The sequence below is a fragment of the Candidatus Saccharimonadaceae bacterium ML1 genome (genome assembly GCA_030253535.1).
GTDB lineage: Bacteria > Patescibacteriota > Saccharimonadia > Saccharimonadales > Saccharimonadaceae > Saccharimonas > Saccharimonas epibionticum.
This window is the reverse complement of the sequence record CP124550.1, coordinates 685,145-703,082: the sequence shown is the minus strand read 5'-3', so window position 1 is coordinate 703,082 and position 17,938 is coordinate 685,145. Positions and strand designations below refer to the sequence as shown.

Here is a 17,938-nt window from a genome sequence, read left to right as displayed (position 1 = left end):
AAGGATGAGGGTTTTATGCCGACGAAAAAACCGAAGCGTACGACAAGCGTTTCAAATACTATTAGGCTCAGTTTGTTTTGGGCGATCGTTATTCTGGCGGCGCTGGCAATGTGGGCGTTCTTTTCGCCGCACCAGCCGCTGAAAGACGTACCGATATCGCAGGTGATTAAAGATGCGAACGAGGGTAAATTAGCAAAGATTGAAGGCCGCGGCAATGATCTGAAAATTACTGTTAAAGATCAAGATAAGCCGACGCAAGCATCGTATATTAACGGCGGCGTCGGAACGCTGTTGCGCGAAGGTACGCTGAACAACAAAGGTAGGGCGGTAATTTCTGATAGCGCGCCGAGCGACAACACTATAATGTGGAATATCTTGACGTTTGTGATACCAGTGGTACTGATCGGGATACTGTTTATGTTTATGATGCGCCAGGCGCAGGGGCAAAACAGTCAAGCGATGAGTTTCGGCAAGAGTAAAGCGAAATTGTACGGGCTTGACAAAGAGCGGATCAAATTTGAAGACATTGCTGGTAATGATAATGCTAAGCAAGATCTAGAAGAGGTGGTTGACTTTTTGAAGCATCCGAAAAAATACCAAGGATTGGGTGCAAAAATCCCGAAAGGCGTGCTGCTGGTCGGTAGTCCGGGCACAGGTAAGACAATGCTGGCGCGCGCGGTGGCGGGCGAAGCGAACGTACCGTTTTTCAGTATTTCCGGGTCAGAATTTGTCGAGATGTTTGTGGGCGTCGGCGCGAGTCGTGTACGCGATCTATTTCAAAAAGCGAAAAAGAATTCGCCGGCGATTATTTTTATAGACGAAATTGATGCGGTAGGGCGTAAACGCGGTAGTGGCATGGGCGGCGGTCATGATGAGCGCGAGCAGACGTTGAATCAGATTCTCGTCGAGATGGATGGGTTTGATTCGGATACAAATGTGATTATTATCGCAGCGACAAACCGCGCTGACGTGCTTGATCCCGCCTTGCTCCGCCCCGGGCGTTTCGACCGCCACGTGACGATTAGCTTGCCGGAGCGCAAAGACCGCGAAGCGATTTTGAAAGTTCATTTCAAAAATAAGCCGACGGACGATTCGGTTGATTTGGATAAATTAGCGGCAAAAACTGCTGGTTCAAGCGGTGCAGATTTAGCAAATATGGCAAACGAAGCGGCAATCATTGCAGCGCGGCGCGATTCGAAAGTGATTACGAATGATGACTTAACTGAGGCGTTTGAGAAGGTTGCAATCGGTCCGGAGCGTAAAGCTAAGGTAATGAACGATCATGAAAAGGAGTTAACGGCATATCACGAAGCGGGGCATGCAATCGTCGGCCACGTGCTGCCGGATAGCGATCCGGTGCACAAAATTACAATTATTCCGCGCGGCGGTACAGGCGGCGTGACGTGGTTTTTGCCGCCGGAAGACAAAAGCTATACAAGTGTGTATGAATACAAAGACATTCTAGCTCGTGCTATGGGCGGACGTATCGCCGAGAAGCTGAAATATGGCGACGATGGCGTGACAACGGGTGCGGGCAGCGACCTGCGCAGTGCGACACAGATTGCGCGCGATATGATCATTGAGCAAGGTATGGGCAGCAAGCTCCGTAATCAAGTTTTCCATGAGGATAACGGCGGGCTGATGTTTGATAAGATGACGCGCGAACGTCCGTACAGCGACGCGACGGCGACCGAAATTGATAAGGAGGTCGAGGCGCTTATCACCGAGGCGGCGCGGCGTGCCGAGCTGGTGATCTCGCATAATATACCGGTTCTTGAAAAGCTGAAGGACGCGCTGCTTGAGCACGAAACGCTTGAAGAGGACGCAGCGTCGAAATATATGGCGAAAGCAGTGCTGCCGAAGGAGGCGGCGCTTCACAAGTAGCGGCCATGAGGGGGAAAGGTCGAGTCAGGTCGGTCGTCGCGCGCGCCAACAGCAAATTGTCGGTACAGTGGGCGGCCGCACTGTTGTCTGGCTCAACGCTGCTTTCAAGCTTGCTCGGCATATATCGCGAGCGCTTGATCAACGGCATGTATTACGACACTTATAAAGTAGGCGCCGATGCGTATGTAGCGGCGTTTACGATTCCCGATTTCATGTTTTTCATTTTAGTGTCGGGTGCGCTCAGCGTGTCGTTTATTCCGGTGTTTAATCAGCGTTTAGCAACTGGCAATAAAAAGTCGGCATGGGAATTGAGTTCAAGCTTAGTGAATTTTTTGGCGCTCATTACGCTTGTGACAAGCGTGCTGATTATTATATTCGCCGATCCGCTCGTGCGCTACGTTGTTGGTCCGGGATTTGACGAACAAGGGCGCAGCTTGGCGGTAAGCATGATGCGCGTGATTGCAGTGAATCCGTTTTTGTTTGCAGTTGCGACAGTGCTGTCAAGCATGCAGCAGGCAATTGGGCGGTTTACCTTTTTGGCGCTTGCGCCGACGATATACAATATTGGTATTGTGGTCGGCGCGCGCTGGTTCACGGGCGGTATCAATATTTTTGGCTGGCAGGTGTTTGAGGGCGGCATCATGGGTGTGGCGCTTGGCGTGGTGCTTGGCGCAATTTTACAGCTTGTTGTGAGCTCGCTTGGATTGATCGGTACAGACTTTGACTATCGCTGGAAAATATCGTGGAAAAATAAGGGATTCCGGCGCGTATTGCGGCTGCTGCCGCCGCGTTCGCTTGACCAGGGGATTGATTATTTTAATAGTATCGTTGAGATAAACTTAGCATCGCGCATGGCGCAAGGGGTGACGCGCGCATACCAGCAGGCGTCAAGTTTGAGCTTGATGCCGGTGAATCTGGTCGGCGTGGCGATTAGCAATGCGGCATTTCCGCGCATGACCGAGCGGCTAGCAGAGGGGCGCCCGGACTTGTTCAAAAAGGAACTACGTTCAGTGATGCGCTGGATTCTGTGGCTGGCGCTGCCGATTGCGGTGATTACGTATTTTGCGCGCGGTTATGTCGTGGCGTTTGTGAAGAACGGCGGCGACTTATTGATCGCGAATATTCTAGGCGCGCTTGTTATTTCTATTTTGTTTCGTACGATTTACCATATCATGGCGCGCTCGTTCTACGCGCAGCAGGATACGAAAACGCCGCTGTATATTTCAGTCGGGACGATTACATTGAATATTATTCTCGCAGTAATCTTTACGTTTGCGTTTGGTTGGGGCGTGTTCGGGCTGGCATGGGCGCAATCAATTGTCGCAGTCGTCGAGGTGATCGTTTTATTTGTAATTTTGTGCCGTCGTATGCCGGGAATTTTTACGCGTGATTTTATACAGGCAGCGGTAAAGATGGTTTTGGCAAGCGCTGGCATGGGCGCGATTACGTATGCGACGACGCAACTGCTGCAGCTGCAGAGCAGCGACATGAGCTTTATGTCGACCTTCCCGAAGTTTTCGATGATCGTGCTTGTGAGTTTTTGCGTGTATGTTGAGTTGAGTGTGCTACTTAAACTGCGCGAAGCCGATCCGGTGCTTGGGCGGCTATATAAACTCTTCTTTGGGAGATTGCGCCGGTGAAGTTAGACCGCATTCGTAATTTTTGTATTATTGCGCACATTGACCATGGCAAATCGACGCTCGCCGACCGCATGATGGAGATGACGGGGACGGTAGCGAAGCGCGAGATGAAATCGCAACTGCTGGATAGCATGGAACTAGAGCGCGAGAAAGGGATTACCATAAAGCTGGCGCCGGTGCGGATGAAATATGAGTATCAGCTGGAGCAATCTGATATTTCACACAGCTCGGAGCGGAACAGGACCGCTCAAACAAATTTAGATTGTATGGGCGGTATGTATGATCTTAATCTTATTGATACCCCGGGTCACGTTGATTTTAGCTATGAGGTGTCGCGTAGTTTGCAGGCATGCGAAGGTGCGGTACTAGTGGTTGACGCTAGCCAGGGGATTCAAGCGCAAACGCTTGCAAATGTATATTTGGCGATGGAACAGGATTTGGCGATTATTCCCGTGCTCAATAAAGTTGATTTACCGGCTGCCGACGTGCCGCGCGTATCTCGGCAAGTGATCAATCTGCTCGGCTGCCGCGAAGATGAGATAATTCAGATTTCGGCGAAGACGGGAAATAACGTTGACCAGGTTCTTGCGGCGATCGTTAAACGGGTTCCAGCGCCGACAGGCAACATGCATGATAAGACGCGCGCGTTGATTTTCGATAGTTATTATGATGATTACCGCGGGGTGATTTTGTATGTCCGAGTGGTTGACGGGCAGATCAAAAAAAGCGAAGCGATTCATATGATGGCAACTGGCGCGAATGGCTTGGCGCTGGAAGTTGGTCATCTCAGCCCCGGTATGATCCCCGACCCGTCGCTCGGTACCGGTGAAATTGGCTACATCGTTACCAACCTGAAGACTACGCGTGAAGCGCGGGTGGGTGATACGGTGACACTGAAGAAGTACATAGGCTAGCGATGATTGATGTTTGGTTTGATTGTCGTCAAGACGCTAACAATAAAGATCCAGATCAGCACAGTCCGACATTAAAACGCTATCACGCTGAGTTGTGGACTAAACCACTGCCTGATGGTCGTCAACTGACTATGCTAGACCAGGGATCGTATTTGATAGCTAGTGATGGTCGGCGCCAGATTCCTGTTTCAAGTGATAATATAGTAGCTACCTTTGAAGCTTGGAAGCGTAATAAGTTGATTGTTGAGCAGACATTACAAGATGTTTTGACGGCAATAGACAATGTTGATTGGCGCATCGGTTCAGAAATTATTTTTCCCAGTGAGCTACGCGGTGGCACACAAACCATCAATCGTGCGAGAGGTTGGCACCGTAAAATTGGCGATCGGTTTGACCTGACGTTAGAATGTATTGTCCGTTGGTATCGGGGTGAAGACAGTCCGCTGGCTGATGTTTTTGATCGTTATGGTGACTTTTTTGAGTGGTTTGGTGATTTTCAGGGTTATGTCGATTTTTTCTTGTTGCAAGATTTTGTTGACGATAAATACCAAGTTAACATACTAACAGATTTTGATGATTTCCAATCGTCACCGTTGCCTCAGACTGTTGAGCAGTATACGGCATATTTGCAAGGCTTGACTGAGGTGCTAACTCTGCGAGCTGAGCGTATTGAGCGGTACGTCAATTAGCGTGGTTTTTGTGAAGTCTTCGGACAAAAATGTTATAATACACTTTACTAATATGTCGCAAATAATAGTCCAGCCCCTCCCCGGCTACAAAGAAGTCAAGCCCTTCGTCTATGCGGGCTTTTTTCCGGTGAGCAATGAGGATTATAATGATCTGAAAGAGGCTATTGAAAAGCTGAGTCTCAGCGATTCAGCGTTGCAGTTTGAACCAGAAAATTCGCCAGTGCTGGGCTATGGTGTGCGGATCGGTTTTCTTGGGCTACTCCATATGGATATTGTTCGTGAGCGGTTGGAGCGAGAGTATGATCTCGATCTAGTCGTTACTAATCCATCTACTGACTATCAGGTAACCTTGACCAATGGCGAAGAAATCGATATTAAGAGTGCATCCGAGCTACCGGACGTGGCAAAAATTAGCGAAGTGCGCGAGCCGTGGATCGATGGTGAAATCGTGGTGCCGCAAGACTACATCGGTGCGGTGATTCAGCTGATTGTCGCCAAGCGCGGCCGGCAGAAAAACCTCAGCTACATCGACGAGCGGGCGCTGATTTCCTTTACGGCGCCGCTGGCAAATCTGCTGACGGATTTTTATGACCAATTGAAGTCAGTGACCAGCGGGTATGGTTCGTTTAACTATGAGCTGGCGGGCTATCAGCCAGAAGATTTGGTGCGCGTGGATTTTTATGTGGCAGGCGAGATGATTGATGCGCTAAGTGTGATGTGTCACCGCTCAGAAGCGCCAGGCTTGGGTCGGGAAATTGTCAAGAAACTCAAAGACGTGGTGCCGCGCCAGAGTTTTGAAGTGGCATTGCAGGCAGCAATCGGCGGCAAGTTTATCGCCCGCGAAAACATCGGCGCTTACCGCAAAGATGTCACCGGCTACCTCTACGGCGGCGACGTCAGCCGTAAAAAGAAACTCCTTGCCAAGCAAGCTCGTGGTAAAAAACGCATGAAACGCTTCGGTAAGGTTGACATTCCGAGTGAAGCGTTTACGGTGATGTTGAAGCGGGATTAAAGCCGCACCAAATGTACACCATAAAAATCAAACACATCTTAATTTCTGAGACATAAACTACCGCGCGTAGTATAATAAACCCCATGGAAGAAACGAAATTTTCTCTAAATCAAACACCGATTAGCACGATTTTGGCTTGGGTGGAGAGCGGGGCGATTGCTATCCCGGAAATTCAGCGCCCGTTTGTTTGGACTAGCAGCCAAGTGCGCGATTTGATGGATTCGCTTTACCAAGGCTATCCGGTTGGCTATATAATAACCTGGCAGAATCCAGATGTGAGGCTGAAGGATGGTTCTACTTCGCAGGGTAAGCGGATTTTGATCGATGGGCAGCAGCGAATCACTGCGTTGCGAGCGGCGATAAGCGGCTTGAATGTGATTGATAAAAATTATAAAAAACGCCGCATCGCTATTTCGTTCAATCCGATTACAGAGGAATTTCGTACGCGCACAAGTTCGACGGAGCGCGGCAAAGAATGGATTGGCGATATCGCCGAAGTTATGGTGAATGGCTATGATACGCTAACGTTTGTCGATGAATATGTTGCCAAAAATCCAAACACGACGCGCCAGGAAATTAACTCGCGCTTGAATCGCCTTATTCAAATTAAAAATAAACAAATTGGCGAAATTCAATTAAGTCCGGCGCTTGACATCAATATCGTTAATGAAATTTTTGTACGCATCAATGCTAGCGGCGTAAATTTGAGCAACGCGGATTTTGCGATGAGTAGAATTGCTGTTTACGAAAAAGAGCCGGGCGATGAAATGGGTATGAAGCTGCGTAAATTCATCGATTACTTTGCGCACTTATCGGCCGCGCCGGAGCAGTTTGAAACTATTGCAGAGAACGATACGCATTTTGCCGCGACGGATTATTTTGCGAAAATCTCGTGGCTCAAGAACGAGACGGACGATTTGTATGATCCGACTTACAACGACATCATCCGCGTCATCGGCTTGACGCAATTTGCGCGCGGTAAATTGGGCGATATCGTAGCGCTGCTTTCTGGGCGTAATTTTGAAACCCGCCAAAACGAAAAAGAGATTGCCGATGAATCGTTCAAAAAATTAGAAAAAGGACTGTACCAATTTACGAACGAAAATAAGTTCAAGCATTTTGTGCAAAATGTTTTGCGGGGGAGTGGCTATGATGAGCCTGGCATGTTGATCGCGCGTAACGCTGTAAATTATGCGTACGCAATGTATTTGCGGCTGCTGGATGTTGGCGAAAATCATGCTATGGTTAATTCGTCGGTGCGGCGTTTGCTGGCGATTTCGTTGATGACCGGTCGCCATTCTGGCAGCTTTGAGACGCGGTTCGAGCAAGATATTAAGCGCATCAATCAGCCGGGCGATATTACGAAATTTATCGCCACGCTCGAAGAGCAGGAACTTTCGGATGCTTTTTGGAATTCAACTTTGGTTGATGAATTTGATAAGCCAACGGTCAATAATCCGTTTTGGCATATGTTCGTGGCGGCACAGAATAAGTTGCTCAAACAAAGCTTTTTGTCAAAAAGCAACCTAGCGCGCGATTTAGCGACAGGCGAAATTCATCATATTTTCCCGAAAAATTATTTGGTGAAAAACGGCTATGACAAGACAAAATATAACCGAATCGCCAACTTTGTCCATTTGAAAAATGACATCAATGTTTCGGTTAGCGACGCTGCTCCGAATAAATATTTGAGTAATATTTTGAGCGGAGACAATAATCATCACAGCGATATTGCGAGCGAAAAGGAGCTCGTAGATAACTTTAACGATAACGCAATTCCGCAAATGTTGATCGAGGCAGACGCAGATGATTATGCTGATTTTCTGCGGCAGCGGCAGCGTTTGATGGCGCAAATGCTGAGAGAGTATTACGAGAGTTTGTAGTTTTAGTGCTTTCGGGCGACCTGCTTATGTGCTGTTTGGAGGTCTGTTATAATTAGTGGCGGTATGTTGAAAAATAACGAAAAGAAGCCGATTCTCTACATCGACATGGACGGGACGCTGGTGGATTTTGTGTCGGCGTTTGATAGGGTTGAGCTGGAAATTTTGCGCGAATACGACGGGCGACCGGATGATATCCCCGGGATTTTCGCGCTGATGGATCCGATGCCGGGCGCGATTGAGGCTATTGAGAGACTGCGGCAAAAATACGACCTTTACATTTTATCGTCGTCGCCGTGGGAAAATCCGACGGCGCTGGGTGATAAGTTGGCGTGGGTGAAAAAGTATTTTGGCGGCGAAAAAGACAGCTTGTTTTATAAAAAAGTCATCTTTTCGTCAGCTAAGCACTTGAGCCGCGGCGACATTCTGATTGACGACCGCACAGCAAACGGCGCGGGCGATTTCGAGGGCGAGCATATATTGTTCGGCAGCCAGGATTTTCCTGATTGGGAGGCTGTGTTGGATAGGCTTTTATGAAACATAAGTCCGTCACTGTTTAGGAATTACGGAGAAATGACTAAACTTCACACCCCAGGAAATTATCGTAAAAATCACAGCATCATTAAGTTTGCGAAGAGTGTAATTGAGACGGATTTGACGGTCGTGTTCATTCACGGTCTTTACGGCACGGCGGGCGATAGGGGCTCGAAGTCGTACATTTTGGGCGAGAAAATTCGCCGTTTGGGCGTAGCGAATGTGGCTTATCTTAATTCGTCGCGGGATTGGAAAATTTATAAATCGGGCGATGAAAAGAAGGCTTTTTGCGAGAAAACTTTCGACGAGGAGCGCCGCGATATTTTGGATATGTTTCGCGTTTTAAATGAGCGCGCGCCGGAAGTTTTTGGCGCGCGGCAAAAGCGTTATCAAATCGTGGCGAATTCTATGGGCGGCACTATGGCGAGCACGCTGCGCGAGGTTTTCTCACACGTCGAGAAAATTGTCTTGTGCGGTTCGGGCACCGGCTCTAGTTCGGCGACGAAACCGATTCTTTCGACCTATCCATCCAAGTGTTACGTCACCAGCGCGGCGGCGACTTTTACGGGCGATGTGCTGCTGCTTCAGGGCGAAAAGGACGCGGTCGTGCCGCTTGCGTCGCAGGACGAATTGCTGGCGGCGTACAGCTCGGCGAGGCTTGCTGTCAAAAAGATAGTCCCCGGCGCAAATCATAATTTTTCGAAAATTGATGGCGGCAACCAGTCGCTGGCGTATGAGTTGTATATTAGCGTGATTTTTAGTTTTTTGATGGGTATTGAGTGAGCTCGGGCGCGCGAGGATGTTGCGGCTGCGGGGTTAATGTAGGGCGAAATTTTTCATCGCGTCTGCCGGGTGTTATAATTAAGTATGCTTGAAAATAACCTAAAAAATCTGATCAAAAATTACCAACCGAACCAAGCGGCGATTGATGTTGTCAGGCGTACCAAAATCGTGCTGCTGGTCGGTATTTCTGGTGCCGGTAAGGACACGCTTAAGCGCCGTTTGCTCGAGGATGCGGAGTTTGCTGACATCGTGTCCTATACTACGCGGCAGCCGCGGCAAAACGCTGGCGTGATGGAAACGCCGGGCGTTGATTATCATTTTATTGATGAGGCGATGGCGGTGAAGATGCTAGAAAACCACGAATTTATCGAGGCGAAATTTGTGCACGGCACGGTTTATGGCACCGGCGCGAAGGAAATTCAAGCGATCGCCGAGGCGGGCAAAATCACCGTGACCGACATCGATGTGCAGGGTGTGGACGAGTATAAGAACCTGTCGCAGACAGTTGTTGCGATTTTTTTATTGCCGCCGAACTACGACGAGTGGCGCCGCCGATTGCAGACGCGTTATGCGAGCGTTGAGGAATTTGAAGCCGAATGGCCGAAACGTTTTGCAAGCGCCATCAAAGAGCTAACGCATGCTTTGGAAGTGCCGTACTATCACTTTATTATTAACGACAATTTGGACGAAACGGTGCGTATCGCAGGTGATATCGCGCGAAAACCGGATGCATATAATCGCAAAGACGATGAAGCGCGGCTAGTGGCGCGGGATCTGCTTGAGGAATTGCAAGGGTTGGCGCAGCCGCGCCGCGGATAGGGCTTGTTGTGATGGTTGTGTAGTGCCGACGATTTAGCACTCGCCTTGCATGAGTGCTAAATATGCGTTACAATATAGCCATGACCGACCGCCAACAAGCGATTTTAGCAGCGATTATTGAACAATACGCCGAGATTGCGGCGCCCGTAGGCAGCGTTACGCTAGCGAAGCTTTTTGGCGTGAGCAGTGCGACGATTCGCAGCGAAATGGCGAAACTTGAAGATATGGGATTTATTGAAGCGCCACATACGAGCGCGGGGCGTATTCCGACCGACAAGGGCTATCGGTTTTATGTAAATGGTATCACCGAAGCAACGATGACGGAGTTGCCGAGCGGCATTGACCGCAGTGCGCGAGCGATTGAGGCTCATGTCAGTTCGCATATCAACAAGGCCGATCGAGCAATTCGTTCAGCGGTTGATAGCCTGGTGGACTTGACGGGAAATTTTGGATTTGCGACGATTGGCAGTGAGCTATATATGAACGGTATCGCAAATTTGTTTAGCCACCCGGAGTTTCGCGAAGGCGACCATGTGCGCGCCGTTGCGACATTGATTGATAATATTGAGCCATGGTTGAGTGAAGCGCAGCCAAACGAGCCTCTCAATGTCTTTATTGGCAGCGAAAATCCGATCGGCAAATCAAGCGGTGCAACGCTTATTATTAGCCGATTCCGCTCGCCATTCAGCGATCGTAGCTATATTGGTATTATTGGTCCGACGCGCCAGCACTATCGCCGTACGATGGAATTGGTCCGGCGCGCCGGAACGATGTTAGAGGAGGTTTTATAAATGACGAAGCAAAAAAAAGCAGAAGAGTATGAGCAATTAATCGGTGAACTGACGCAGGATTTGCAGCGTACACGGGCGGATTTTGAAAATTACCGCAAACGCATGGAGAGCGAAAAACAAGCGGCGCGCCAGGCGGGTGAGACGAAGGCGATTTTGAAGCTTCTCGCAGTAATAGATACAATTGAGCGGGCAGTGGCGAATGTACCGGCGGACTTAGCAAATAATCCGTGGGCAAAAGGTATCGCGGGCATTGATAAGCAGCTCGCGAAACAACTGGAGGCGCTCGGTGTGAAAAAAATTGCCGCTGCGCCAGGTACGGTGTTTAATCCGGAATTGCACCAGGCAGTGCAATTTGACGAAGAATCTGAAGGTGACAGCGAAGTTATCGCTGAGGAAATGCAAGCTGGCTACACGTTAAATGGTGTACCAATCCGCCATGCGATGGTGTGTGTCGTACGGAAATGATGAAGTATCCAAAGACATGAATTAGCACTCTTGACATGAGAGTGCTAATTTTCTATACTAAATATGTTGGCACTCACTAGCAAAGAGTGCTAAAATAGCAGTAAGACAATTTGACCTACTAATAATTTAACGAAAGGGGAATAAAATGGGTAAAATTATCGGCATTGACCTTGGCACGACCAACAGCGCGTTTGCGTATTTAGTGGCGGGTAAACCAGAGGTTATCACAAATGCAGAAGGTAATCGAACGACACCGTCGGTCGTAGCTATTAATAAAAAAGGCGAGCGCCTTGTTGGACAGGTAGCGCAGCGCCAGCGCGTGACGAACGCAAAAAACACGATTTATGGTGTGAAGCGCCTGATTGGTCGTAAATTTAGCGACAAAGAAGTCCAAAAAGACCTAGATATCATGCCGTACAAGATTGTCAAAAAAGGCAGCGGCGTAGCGGTCGAGATGGGCGGCAAGGAATACACGCCAGAAGAAGTTTCGGCGATGATCTTGAGCAAGATTAAAGCTGACGCCGAGGCATTCCTTGGCGAAAAGGTGACCGAAGCGGTTATCACTGTGCCAGCGTACTTTGATGATTCGCAGCGCCAGGCGACGAAGGACGCCGGCAAGATTGCCGGCTTGGAAGTCAAGCGTATTATCAACGAGCCGACAGCTGCGGCTTTGGCATACGGTTTGGAAAAAGGTAAGAATGATGAAACGATCGTTGTGTTTGACCTTGGTGGCGGCACGTTTGACGTTAGTGTCCTAGAACTGGGCGACGGCGTATTTGAAGTAAAAAGCACAAATGGCGACACGCACCTCGGCGGCGAAGACTTTGATAACGCGATTGTGAATTATTTCCTTGACGATTTCAAATCCAAAGAGGGAATTGATCTACGTAAAGATAACGCAGCGATGCAACGCCTGAAGGATGAGGCAGAAAAAGCTAAGAAAGAGTTGTCGTCGACTACGGAGTATGAAGTCAACATTCCGTTTATTACCGCCGACGCCGACGGCCCAAAGCACTTTGAACTTAGTTTGACGCGGGCGAAGTTGGAAGATTTAGTGAAAGATCTGCTTGACCGCTTGGATGGTCCGGTTGAAAAAGCGCTCAAAGATGCGAAGCTATCAAAATCAGACATTAATAATATCGTGATGGTTGGTGGCATGACGCGCATGCCAGCAGTTGTTGAGCGAGTGAAAAAACTATTTAGTAAAGACCCGATGCAAGGTGTTAATCCGGACGAGGTTGTGGCGGTTGGAGCAGCGATTCAAGGCGGAGTGCTAGCGGGCGACGTGAAAGATGTGCTGTTGCTTGACGTGACGCCGCTAAGTCTTGGTATCGAAACGATGGGCGGTGTGTCAACGAAGCTGATTGAGCGCAACACCACCGTGCCAACGAGTAAGTCGGAAGTATTCTCGACGGCAAGCGATAACCAGCCGCAAGTGGAAATCCATGTTCTGCAGGGCGAACGCGAATTTGCAAACGATAATAAAAGCTTAGGGCGCTTTATTCTAGATGGTATCGCACCGGCGCCACGCGGCGTACCACAGATTGAGGTAACGTTTAATATTGATGCGAACGGTATTTTGAATGTAACAGCGAAAGATAAAGGTACAGGCAAAGAGCAGTCTATTACTATTCAGAACTCTGGCAACATGAGTAAGGAGGATATTGAAAAAGCGCAAAAAGAAGCCGAGTTGCACGCTGACGAGGATAAGAAAAAGCGCGAAGCGATTGACGCGAAGAATCAGCTTGAGAACGCGATTTATCAGGCGAAAAAAATGCCGGACGAGTATAAAGACAAAATCTCTGACGACGACAAAAAAGCAATCGAAGACGCCGTAAAAGAAGCCGAAAAATATAAGGAATCGGAAGATAAAGACGAGCTGGAGGCAGCTTTGAAAGCGCTGAATGATGCTATTATGCCGATCGGCGCAAAGATGTATCAGCAAGCTGCTAACGACAAAAAAGCTGACGAGTCAAAATCGGACGATAAAAAATCCGATAAGGACGAACCGGTTGAGGGTGAGGTGGTTGACGAGAAAAAGTAATTTTCTACGATAAGACTATTGAACCGTTGTTAGCACACGAAAGAATCCTTACTCGTTAGAGTAAGGATTCTTTGCTATGATAGGGGTATGGTAAAAACATTCCCAAATATACTGCTCATTGGCGCAAGCCACGGCAACGAATTGCTTGGTCCGAAGTTATTTAGTTACTTATTGCAGCACAGGAAAGAAGTGCTAGAGTATGTTGATATGCTCATCGGTAATCCGCGGGCATTTGCAGCACGTAAACGGTATATTGAATCGGATATAAATCGAAGTTATAACACAGTACTTGATACGTATGAATCTCGGCGGGCGGATTATATAAAGAATTATATCGCGGTGAATAAACCTGATTTAGTAATTGATTTTCATACGACAACTGCCATGCAGCCAAATTGTTTGATAGTCTCAACGATCAACGATAGTGAAGTACGGCGGTATATGAAAGCGAGCCATATAAATAATGTCATCGTCGTACATCCACTGCACGATGTTACAGAAGTTGCACTACACTTTGTCGCCTACGAAATTCCAAATGCAAACATCAATACAGCACTACTGGACACAATTTGTGATGACATAATGCGTTTCGTTCGCAGTGAAGTGGCGAGTAATAATAAAATTGTCTATCAAATGCAAGGCAAGATAGCAACTGACGATAAGGGTATATTGAGCAGTAAAGATAACTTTGTCTACCGAAAAGATTTGCACTACACGCCGTCGTTCATCGGGGAGAAAGCATACAAAGAGAATGGAACATACATCGGGTTTATGTTGAACGAGCCGAGAGAAATTAGTTTATAGTCAAAAAGCCCTTCAACTATACACCTTTGCGCGTTAGTAGAGAAGAACATACGAGAGGTGGTGGTTTATATAACAGAATAGTGTTATAGTAGTGCAGATATTATAGATGGGCAAGTACGCATACCGGCAGGAGCAATAAATGTATCGGACACGTAAAACTGAAAAACGCTACGCACTGCAGCGCAAGCAGGCAAAAGCGGCGGGGATTCGCTGTGATTTTTGCGAGTTTACCTCGACGCATCCGCAAGTCAAAGAGGAGTTTTCGCATTTTTGGGTTGCCCGGAATAACTTCCCCTACAGCGTGTGGGATGGCTGCGATGTCGCCGATCACGTAATGATCGTGCCAAAGCGCCACGTTGAGGGCGTCCATGTATTTACGGTGGCAGAGCGCCAGGAATTTATTGATATTATCGCAGCGTACGAAGCGCGCGGCTACTCGTTTTATGCCCGCCCGCCGAAAAGTACACAAAAATCGGTTGCGCATCAGCACACACATTTAATTAAAAATTACGGTAAGACGAAGAAAGTTCAGTTTAGTGTAGAAAAACCGTATATTCTCCTTGCGAAATAGCCGTCTGGCTTACGGAATTCGTGATGACGCGCCATCCGCGTGCCGAGCAGCGGTATCGCTCGCACAGGCAGAAGAGTAAGACGAAAAACGCAGTGTGTAGTTTTTGCGATATTGCTATGAATGGCGGTCCGCAATATGTAGGCGAAAGCGAGCACTGCCCCATCATCACAAACGTATTTGGCTACGATATATGGGATGGCTGCGGTGTGACGGAGCACATGATGATTATCCCGAAAAGACACGTCGCTTCGCTTGATGAATTGACGTCGGACGAGAAACTTGATTATATAACATTAGCGGCAAAATACGAGGCGGACGGCTACTCATTGTATGCGCGTTCGCCTGGTAATGTGACAAAATCAGCCATACATCATCACATGCATTTGATCAAAACGGATAATACACGCAAAAAATGGATGATTTACATACGAAAACCGCACATTCGGCTGGCAAGATAAGGAGGAATATGAATCAGCAAACGAATGAGCGGTGGAGCAGCAGCGGGATTGTTAACCGGGCGCAAGGTGCTGCTATGTCATATCCGGTTACTCGTCCAGGTGATCTGCGTGCAGGTATATCCCGCTAATCAAAATGGTATAATACCAAATATGACCAGCGAGATAATTGTACAGACGGCAGAAGAGCTGATTGAACTTGGTGTAACATTAGGCTCATTATTGCGCGGCGGCGAGACGATTGAATTGGTCGGTGATATTGGCGCGGGCAAAACAACGCTGACAAAGGGGTTGGCGCGCGGCATGGAAATAGCCGAAGAGGTGCAGAGTCCGACATTTACACTGAGCCGCGTATACGATGCGCCGAACGGGCGTCGGCTGGCGCACTATGATTTTTATCGTTTGAACAACGCGGGAATTATGCAGGCGGAACTTGCCGAGGCGGTGCAGGACGCACAGACGGTGACAGTGATTGAGTGGGCGGCAGTGGTCGGCGATGTATTGCCGGACGACACCCTGCGAATCGCTATCCGTGTGCAGGCCGACGACACGCGCCGGCTGGAACTTGAGGCGGGCGGTAAATGCAGTAAGCATATCGTGCAGGAGCTAATGAAATGATCATATTATGGAATAGCGCTGGCATGACGGTTGAGCTGAGCTTGGTAGACGAACAGACGGGTGAACGCCATGACTACACGTGGGCGGCAGAGCGGAACCTCGCGCGTGATATGCTGGCGTATTTGCGTGATCGCCTGAATGAGCAGGGTGCGTCGTTTAACAGCGTATCTGGGATTGGCGTGTTTCGCGGTCCGGGCAGCTTTACTGGTCTGCGTATCGGTATGACGGTGCTGAATACACTTGCGAGCGATCGCGGAGTGCCAATTGTAGGTGCGGTGAGTGAAGCGTGGGCGAGCGATTGTCTCGCGCGACTTGCCTGCGGTGAAACCGACGAGATTGTCTTGCCGGAATACGGTCGTGCGGCGCGCATCACCAAGCCGCGCAAATAGTCTGCTGCGCCTGCCAAAAACATGCTACAATAGAAGAGTCTAGTTTATTACCTGACACTGACTAGTTAATTTTTTGAATGATTCTTACAATGTGACTTTCTTGCCGACTACATTCCTGCGTCGCACAAAGAGCGATTGTAAGAGAAAGGAACGCTATGATAGAGGGAATTATTGCCGCAATCGTTGGTGCTGCTATTGGCGTGGGCGGTAAAGTTGCGTACGATAAGAAAGTACAAACTAAAGGTAAAGAGACCGTCGAAAAACTTGTCGCGCGCGCCGAGCGCAAAGCAAGCGACATCGTATTGAAAGCAAAAGATGAAGCGCTCAAGATTGAGCAGGAGCGCCGCCGCGAGCTGAAAAAGACCGAGAATCGGCTGGTTGAGCGTGAAAATTCGCTTGACCGCAAATTAGACGAGCTTGATAAACGGAGCGAAAGGCTGCGTAAGCAAGAAGATGAAGTCGAAGAGCTGAAAAGTGAAATTCGCGGCATTCGCACGCGCCAGCAGGAAAAACTTGAAAAAATCGCTGGACTGAAAAAGAAAGATGCCGCCGAAAAACTTATGAAAATGACAGAGCGCGACGTTAAGCATGATTTGATAAATCTAGTAGCGAAACTACAGCAAGAAGCGACGGACGATGCCGAAGAGCGCGCGCAAACAATCCTCGTTGAGACTATGGAACGTATGGCGAGCGAAGTGACAGCAGAACGCACCGTGACAGCAGTTAAGCTGCCAGATGATGACATGAAAGGTCGCATTATTGGCAAAGAGGGGCGCAACATTCAAGCAATGCAGCGTGCGACAGGCGTAGACTTCTTGGTCGACGACACGCCGGGTATGGTGGTATTGTCGAGTTTTGATCCGATTCGCCGTCAGGTGGCGCGGCTCGGGCTTGAAATGCTCATGAAAGACGGGCGCATTCATCCTGGTCGGATTGAAGAAGTATTTGCTAAGGCTGAAAAGCAGATTGACAAAGAAACAATGCGCGCCGGCGAAGATGCGGCGCGCGAGGCTGGCGTGACTGGCATTCCGCGCGATTTGCTGAAACTGCTTGGCGAGCTAAAATTCCGTACAAGTTATGGGCAAAATGTGCTGAAGCATAGTACCGAGATGGCGCAGATGGCGGGTATGATCGCGGATGAGATCGGTGCGGATGTGCGTACGGCGAAGATCGCGACGCTGTTGCATGATGTCGGTAAGGCAGTGACGCATAAAGTCGAGGGGAAGCATCATCATATCGGTGCGGATTTAGCGCGCAAGGCAGGCTTGAGCGAGGCGATTTGCCATGCAATTGAAGCGCACCATGACGACATTGAAGCGACGACGGTTGAAGCGATTGTCGTGCGGATCTGCGATGCAATTAGTGCGGCGCGTCCGGGCGCGCGTAACATTTCAGCGGAAAACTTTGCCGAGCGCATGCGCGATTTGGAAAACGTTGCAACGAGCTTTTCAGGCGTCGGCAAGGCGTATGCAATTAGTGCCGGGCGCGAAGTCCGCGTGATTGTTACGCCGGAGAAAGTTGACGACCTGAGCGCGATCAAGCTAGCGCGTGATATCGCAACGAAAATCGAATCGACAATGCAGTATCCGGGCACGATCAAAGTAAACGTAATCCGCGAAACGCGTGCGATTGAGTTTGCGAAATAG

General features: G+C 48.9%; 17 protein-coding genes and 1 pseudogene. All 18 read left to right on the top strand.

The genetic code is table 11. From position 1 onward, the window contains the following. The first annotated feature begins 15 nt into the window (after positions 1-15). Complete coding sequence (gene ftsH / locus SEML1_RS03620; RefSeq protein WP_376753860.1) at positions 16-1,884, top strand: ATP-dependent zinc metalloprotease FtsH; 1,869 nt, start codon at positions 16-18, stop codon at positions 1,882-1,884. 5 nt (positions 1,885-1,889) lie between these two features. After that, positions 1,890-3,524 (top strand): murein biosynthesis integral membrane protein MurJ, encoded by a 1,635-nt coding sequence (murJ, locus tag SEML1_RS03615; RefSeq protein ID WP_376753859.1) that lies wholly within the window; start codon positions 1,890-1,892, stop codon positions 3,522-3,524. Beyond that, entirely contained in the window at positions 3,521-4,438 is a 918-nt protein-coding gene (locus SEML1_RS03610; RefSeq protein ID WP_376753858.1) for a GTP-binding protein, read from the top strand. The genes murJ and SEML1_RS03610 overlap by 4 nt, the downstream gene beginning before the upstream one ends. 2 nt (positions 4,439-4,440) lie before the next feature. Then, entirely contained in the window at positions 4,441-5,127 is a 687-nt protein-coding gene (locus SEML1_RS03605) for a DUF6994 family protein (protein ID WP_376753857.1), read from the top strand. A gap of 52 nt (positions 5,128-5,179) precedes the next feature. Further along, a complete protein-coding gene (locus SEML1_RS03600) occupies positions 5,180-6,139 on the top strand; it encodes an elongation factor 4 family protein (RefSeq protein WP_376753856.1) in 960 nt (319 codons plus the stop codon). An 83-nt stretch (positions 6,140-6,222) separates the two neighbouring features. Then, positions 6,223-8,022 carry a GmrSD restriction endonuclease domain-containing protein gene (locus tag SEML1_RS03595; RefSeq protein ID WP_146424409.1) on the top strand — a complete coding sequence of 600 codons (1,800 nt, stop codon included), beginning with the start codon at positions 6,223-6,225 and terminating at the stop codon, positions 8,020-8,022. Positions 8,023-8,085: 63 nt separating this feature from the next. Beyond that, a complete protein-coding gene (locus SEML1_RS03590; RefSeq protein ID WP_146424408.1) occupies positions 8,086-8,556 on the top strand; it encodes a 5' nucleotidase, NT5C type in 471 nt (156 codons plus the stop codon). Between the two features lie 36 nt (positions 8,557-8,592). Next, positions 8,593-9,336 (top strand): alpha/beta hydrolase, encoded by a 744-nt coding sequence (locus SEML1_RS03585; protein ID WP_376753855.1) that lies wholly within the window; start codon positions 8,593-8,595, stop codon positions 9,334-9,336. Positions 9,337-9,420: 84 nt separating this feature from the next. Then, positions 9,421-10,155 carry a guanylate kinase gene (locus tag SEML1_RS03580; RefSeq protein ID WP_376753854.1) on the top strand — a complete coding sequence of 245 codons (735 nt, stop codon included), beginning with the start codon at positions 9,421-9,423 and terminating at the stop codon, positions 10,153-10,155. Between the two features lie 80 nt (positions 10,156-10,235). Continuing rightward, complete coding sequence (locus SEML1_RS03575; RefSeq protein WP_146424403.1) at positions 10,236-10,946, top strand: transcriptional regulator; 711 nt, start codon at positions 10,236-10,238, stop codon at positions 10,944-10,946. Further along, a complete protein-coding gene (locus SEML1_RS03570; RefSeq protein WP_376753853.1) occupies positions 10,947-11,411 on the top strand; it encodes a nucleotide exchange factor GrpE in 465 nt (154 codons plus the stop codon). A 145-nt stretch (positions 11,412-11,556) separates the two neighbouring features. Next, a complete protein-coding gene (gene dnaK / locus SEML1_RS03565; protein ID WP_376753852.1) occupies positions 11,557-13,455 on the top strand; it encodes a molecular chaperone DnaK in 1,899 nt (632 codons plus the stop codon). A gap of 87 nt (positions 13,456-13,542) precedes the next feature. Continuing rightward, complete coding sequence (locus tag SEML1_RS03560; RefSeq protein WP_376753851.1) at positions 13,543-14,259, top strand: M14 family metallopeptidase; 717 nt, start codon at positions 13,543-13,545, stop codon at positions 14,257-14,259. 139 nt (positions 14,260-14,398) lie between these two features. After that, positions 14,399-14,830 carry an HIT family protein gene (locus SEML1_RS03555; protein ID WP_376753850.1) on the top strand — a complete coding sequence of 144 codons (432 nt, stop codon included), beginning with the start codon at positions 14,399-14,401 and terminating at the stop codon, positions 14,828-14,830. 23 nt (positions 14,831-14,853) lie between these two features. After that, complete coding sequence (locus SEML1_RS03550; protein ID WP_376753849.1) at positions 14,854-15,288, top strand: HIT family protein; 435 nt, start codon at positions 14,854-14,856, stop codon at positions 15,286-15,288. 150 nt (positions 15,289-15,438) lie between these two features. Further along, positions 15,439-15,903, top strand: a complete 465-nt coding sequence (gene tsaE / locus SEML1_RS03545) for a tRNA (adenosine(37)-N6)-threonylcarbamoyltransferase complex ATPase subunit type 1 TsaE (RefSeq protein WP_376753848.1) — start codon at positions 15,439-15,441, stop codon at positions 15,901-15,903. After that, a pseudogene (locus SEML1_RS03540) lies at positions 15,900-16,190 on the top strand (hypothetical protein); the annotation flags it as partial. The gene tsaE and the pseudogene SEML1_RS03540, both read left to right, overlap by 4 nt. A gap of 257 nt (positions 16,191-16,447) precedes the next feature. Continuing rightward, positions 16,448-17,938, top strand: a complete 1,491-nt coding sequence (rny, locus tag SEML1_RS03535) for a ribonuclease Y (RefSeq protein WP_376753847.1) — start codon at positions 16,448-16,450, stop codon at positions 17,936-17,938.

Coding starts and splice junctions, on each gene's coding strand:
- ftsH (WP_376753860.1), top strand. CDS start 16: ATGCCGACGAAAAAACCGAAGCGTACGACAAGCGTTTCAAATACTATT.
- murJ (WP_376753859.1), top strand. CDS start 1,890: ATGAGGGGGAAAGGTCGAGTCAGGTCGGTCGTCGCGCGCGCCAACAGC.
- SEML1_RS03605 (WP_376753857.1), top strand. CDS start 4,441: ATGATTGATGTTTGGTTTGATTGTCGTCAAGACGCTAACAATAAAGAT.
- SEML1_RS03600 (WP_376753856.1), top strand. CDS start 5,180: ATGTCGCAAATAATAGTCCAGCCCCTCCCCGGCTACAAAGAAGTCAAG.
- SEML1_RS03595 (WP_146424409.1), top strand. CDS start 6,223: ATGGAAGAAACGAAATTTTCTCTAAATCAAACACCGATTAGCACGATT.
- SEML1_RS03590 (WP_146424408.1), top strand. CDS start 8,086: ATGTTGAAAAATAACGAAAAGAAGCCGATTCTCTACATCGACATGGAC.
- SEML1_RS03585 (WP_376753855.1), top strand. CDS start 8,593: ATGACTAAACTTCACACCCCAGGAAATTATCGTAAAAATCACAGCATC.
- SEML1_RS03580 (WP_376753854.1), top strand. CDS start 9,421: ATGCTTGAAAATAACCTAAAAAATCTGATCAAAAATTACCAACCGAAC.
- SEML1_RS03575 (WP_146424403.1), top strand. CDS start 10,236: ATGACCGACCGCCAACAAGCGATTTTAGCAGCGATTATTGAACAATAC.
- SEML1_RS03570 (WP_376753853.1), top strand. CDS start 10,947: ATGACGAAGCAAAAAAAAGCAGAAGAGTATGAGCAATTAATCGGTGAA.
- dnaK (WP_376753852.1), top strand. CDS start 11,557: ATGGGTAAAATTATCGGCATTGACCTTGGCACGACCAACAGCGCGTTT.
- SEML1_RS03560 (WP_376753851.1), top strand. CDS start 13,543: ATGGTAAAAACATTCCCAAATATACTGCTCATTGGCGCAAGCCACGGC.
- SEML1_RS03555 (WP_376753850.1), top strand. CDS start 14,399: ATGTATCGGACACGTAAAACTGAAAAACGCTACGCACTGCAGCGCAAG.
- SEML1_RS03550 (WP_376753849.1), top strand. CDS start 14,854: ATGACGCGCCATCCGCGTGCCGAGCAGCGGTATCGCTCGCACAGGCAG.
- tsaE (WP_376753848.1), top strand. CDS start 15,439: ATGACCAGCGAGATAATTGTACAGACGGCAGAAGAGCTGATTGAACTT.
- rny (WP_376753847.1), top strand. CDS start 16,448: ATGATAGAGGGAATTATTGCCGCAATCGTTGGTGCTGCTATTGGCGTG.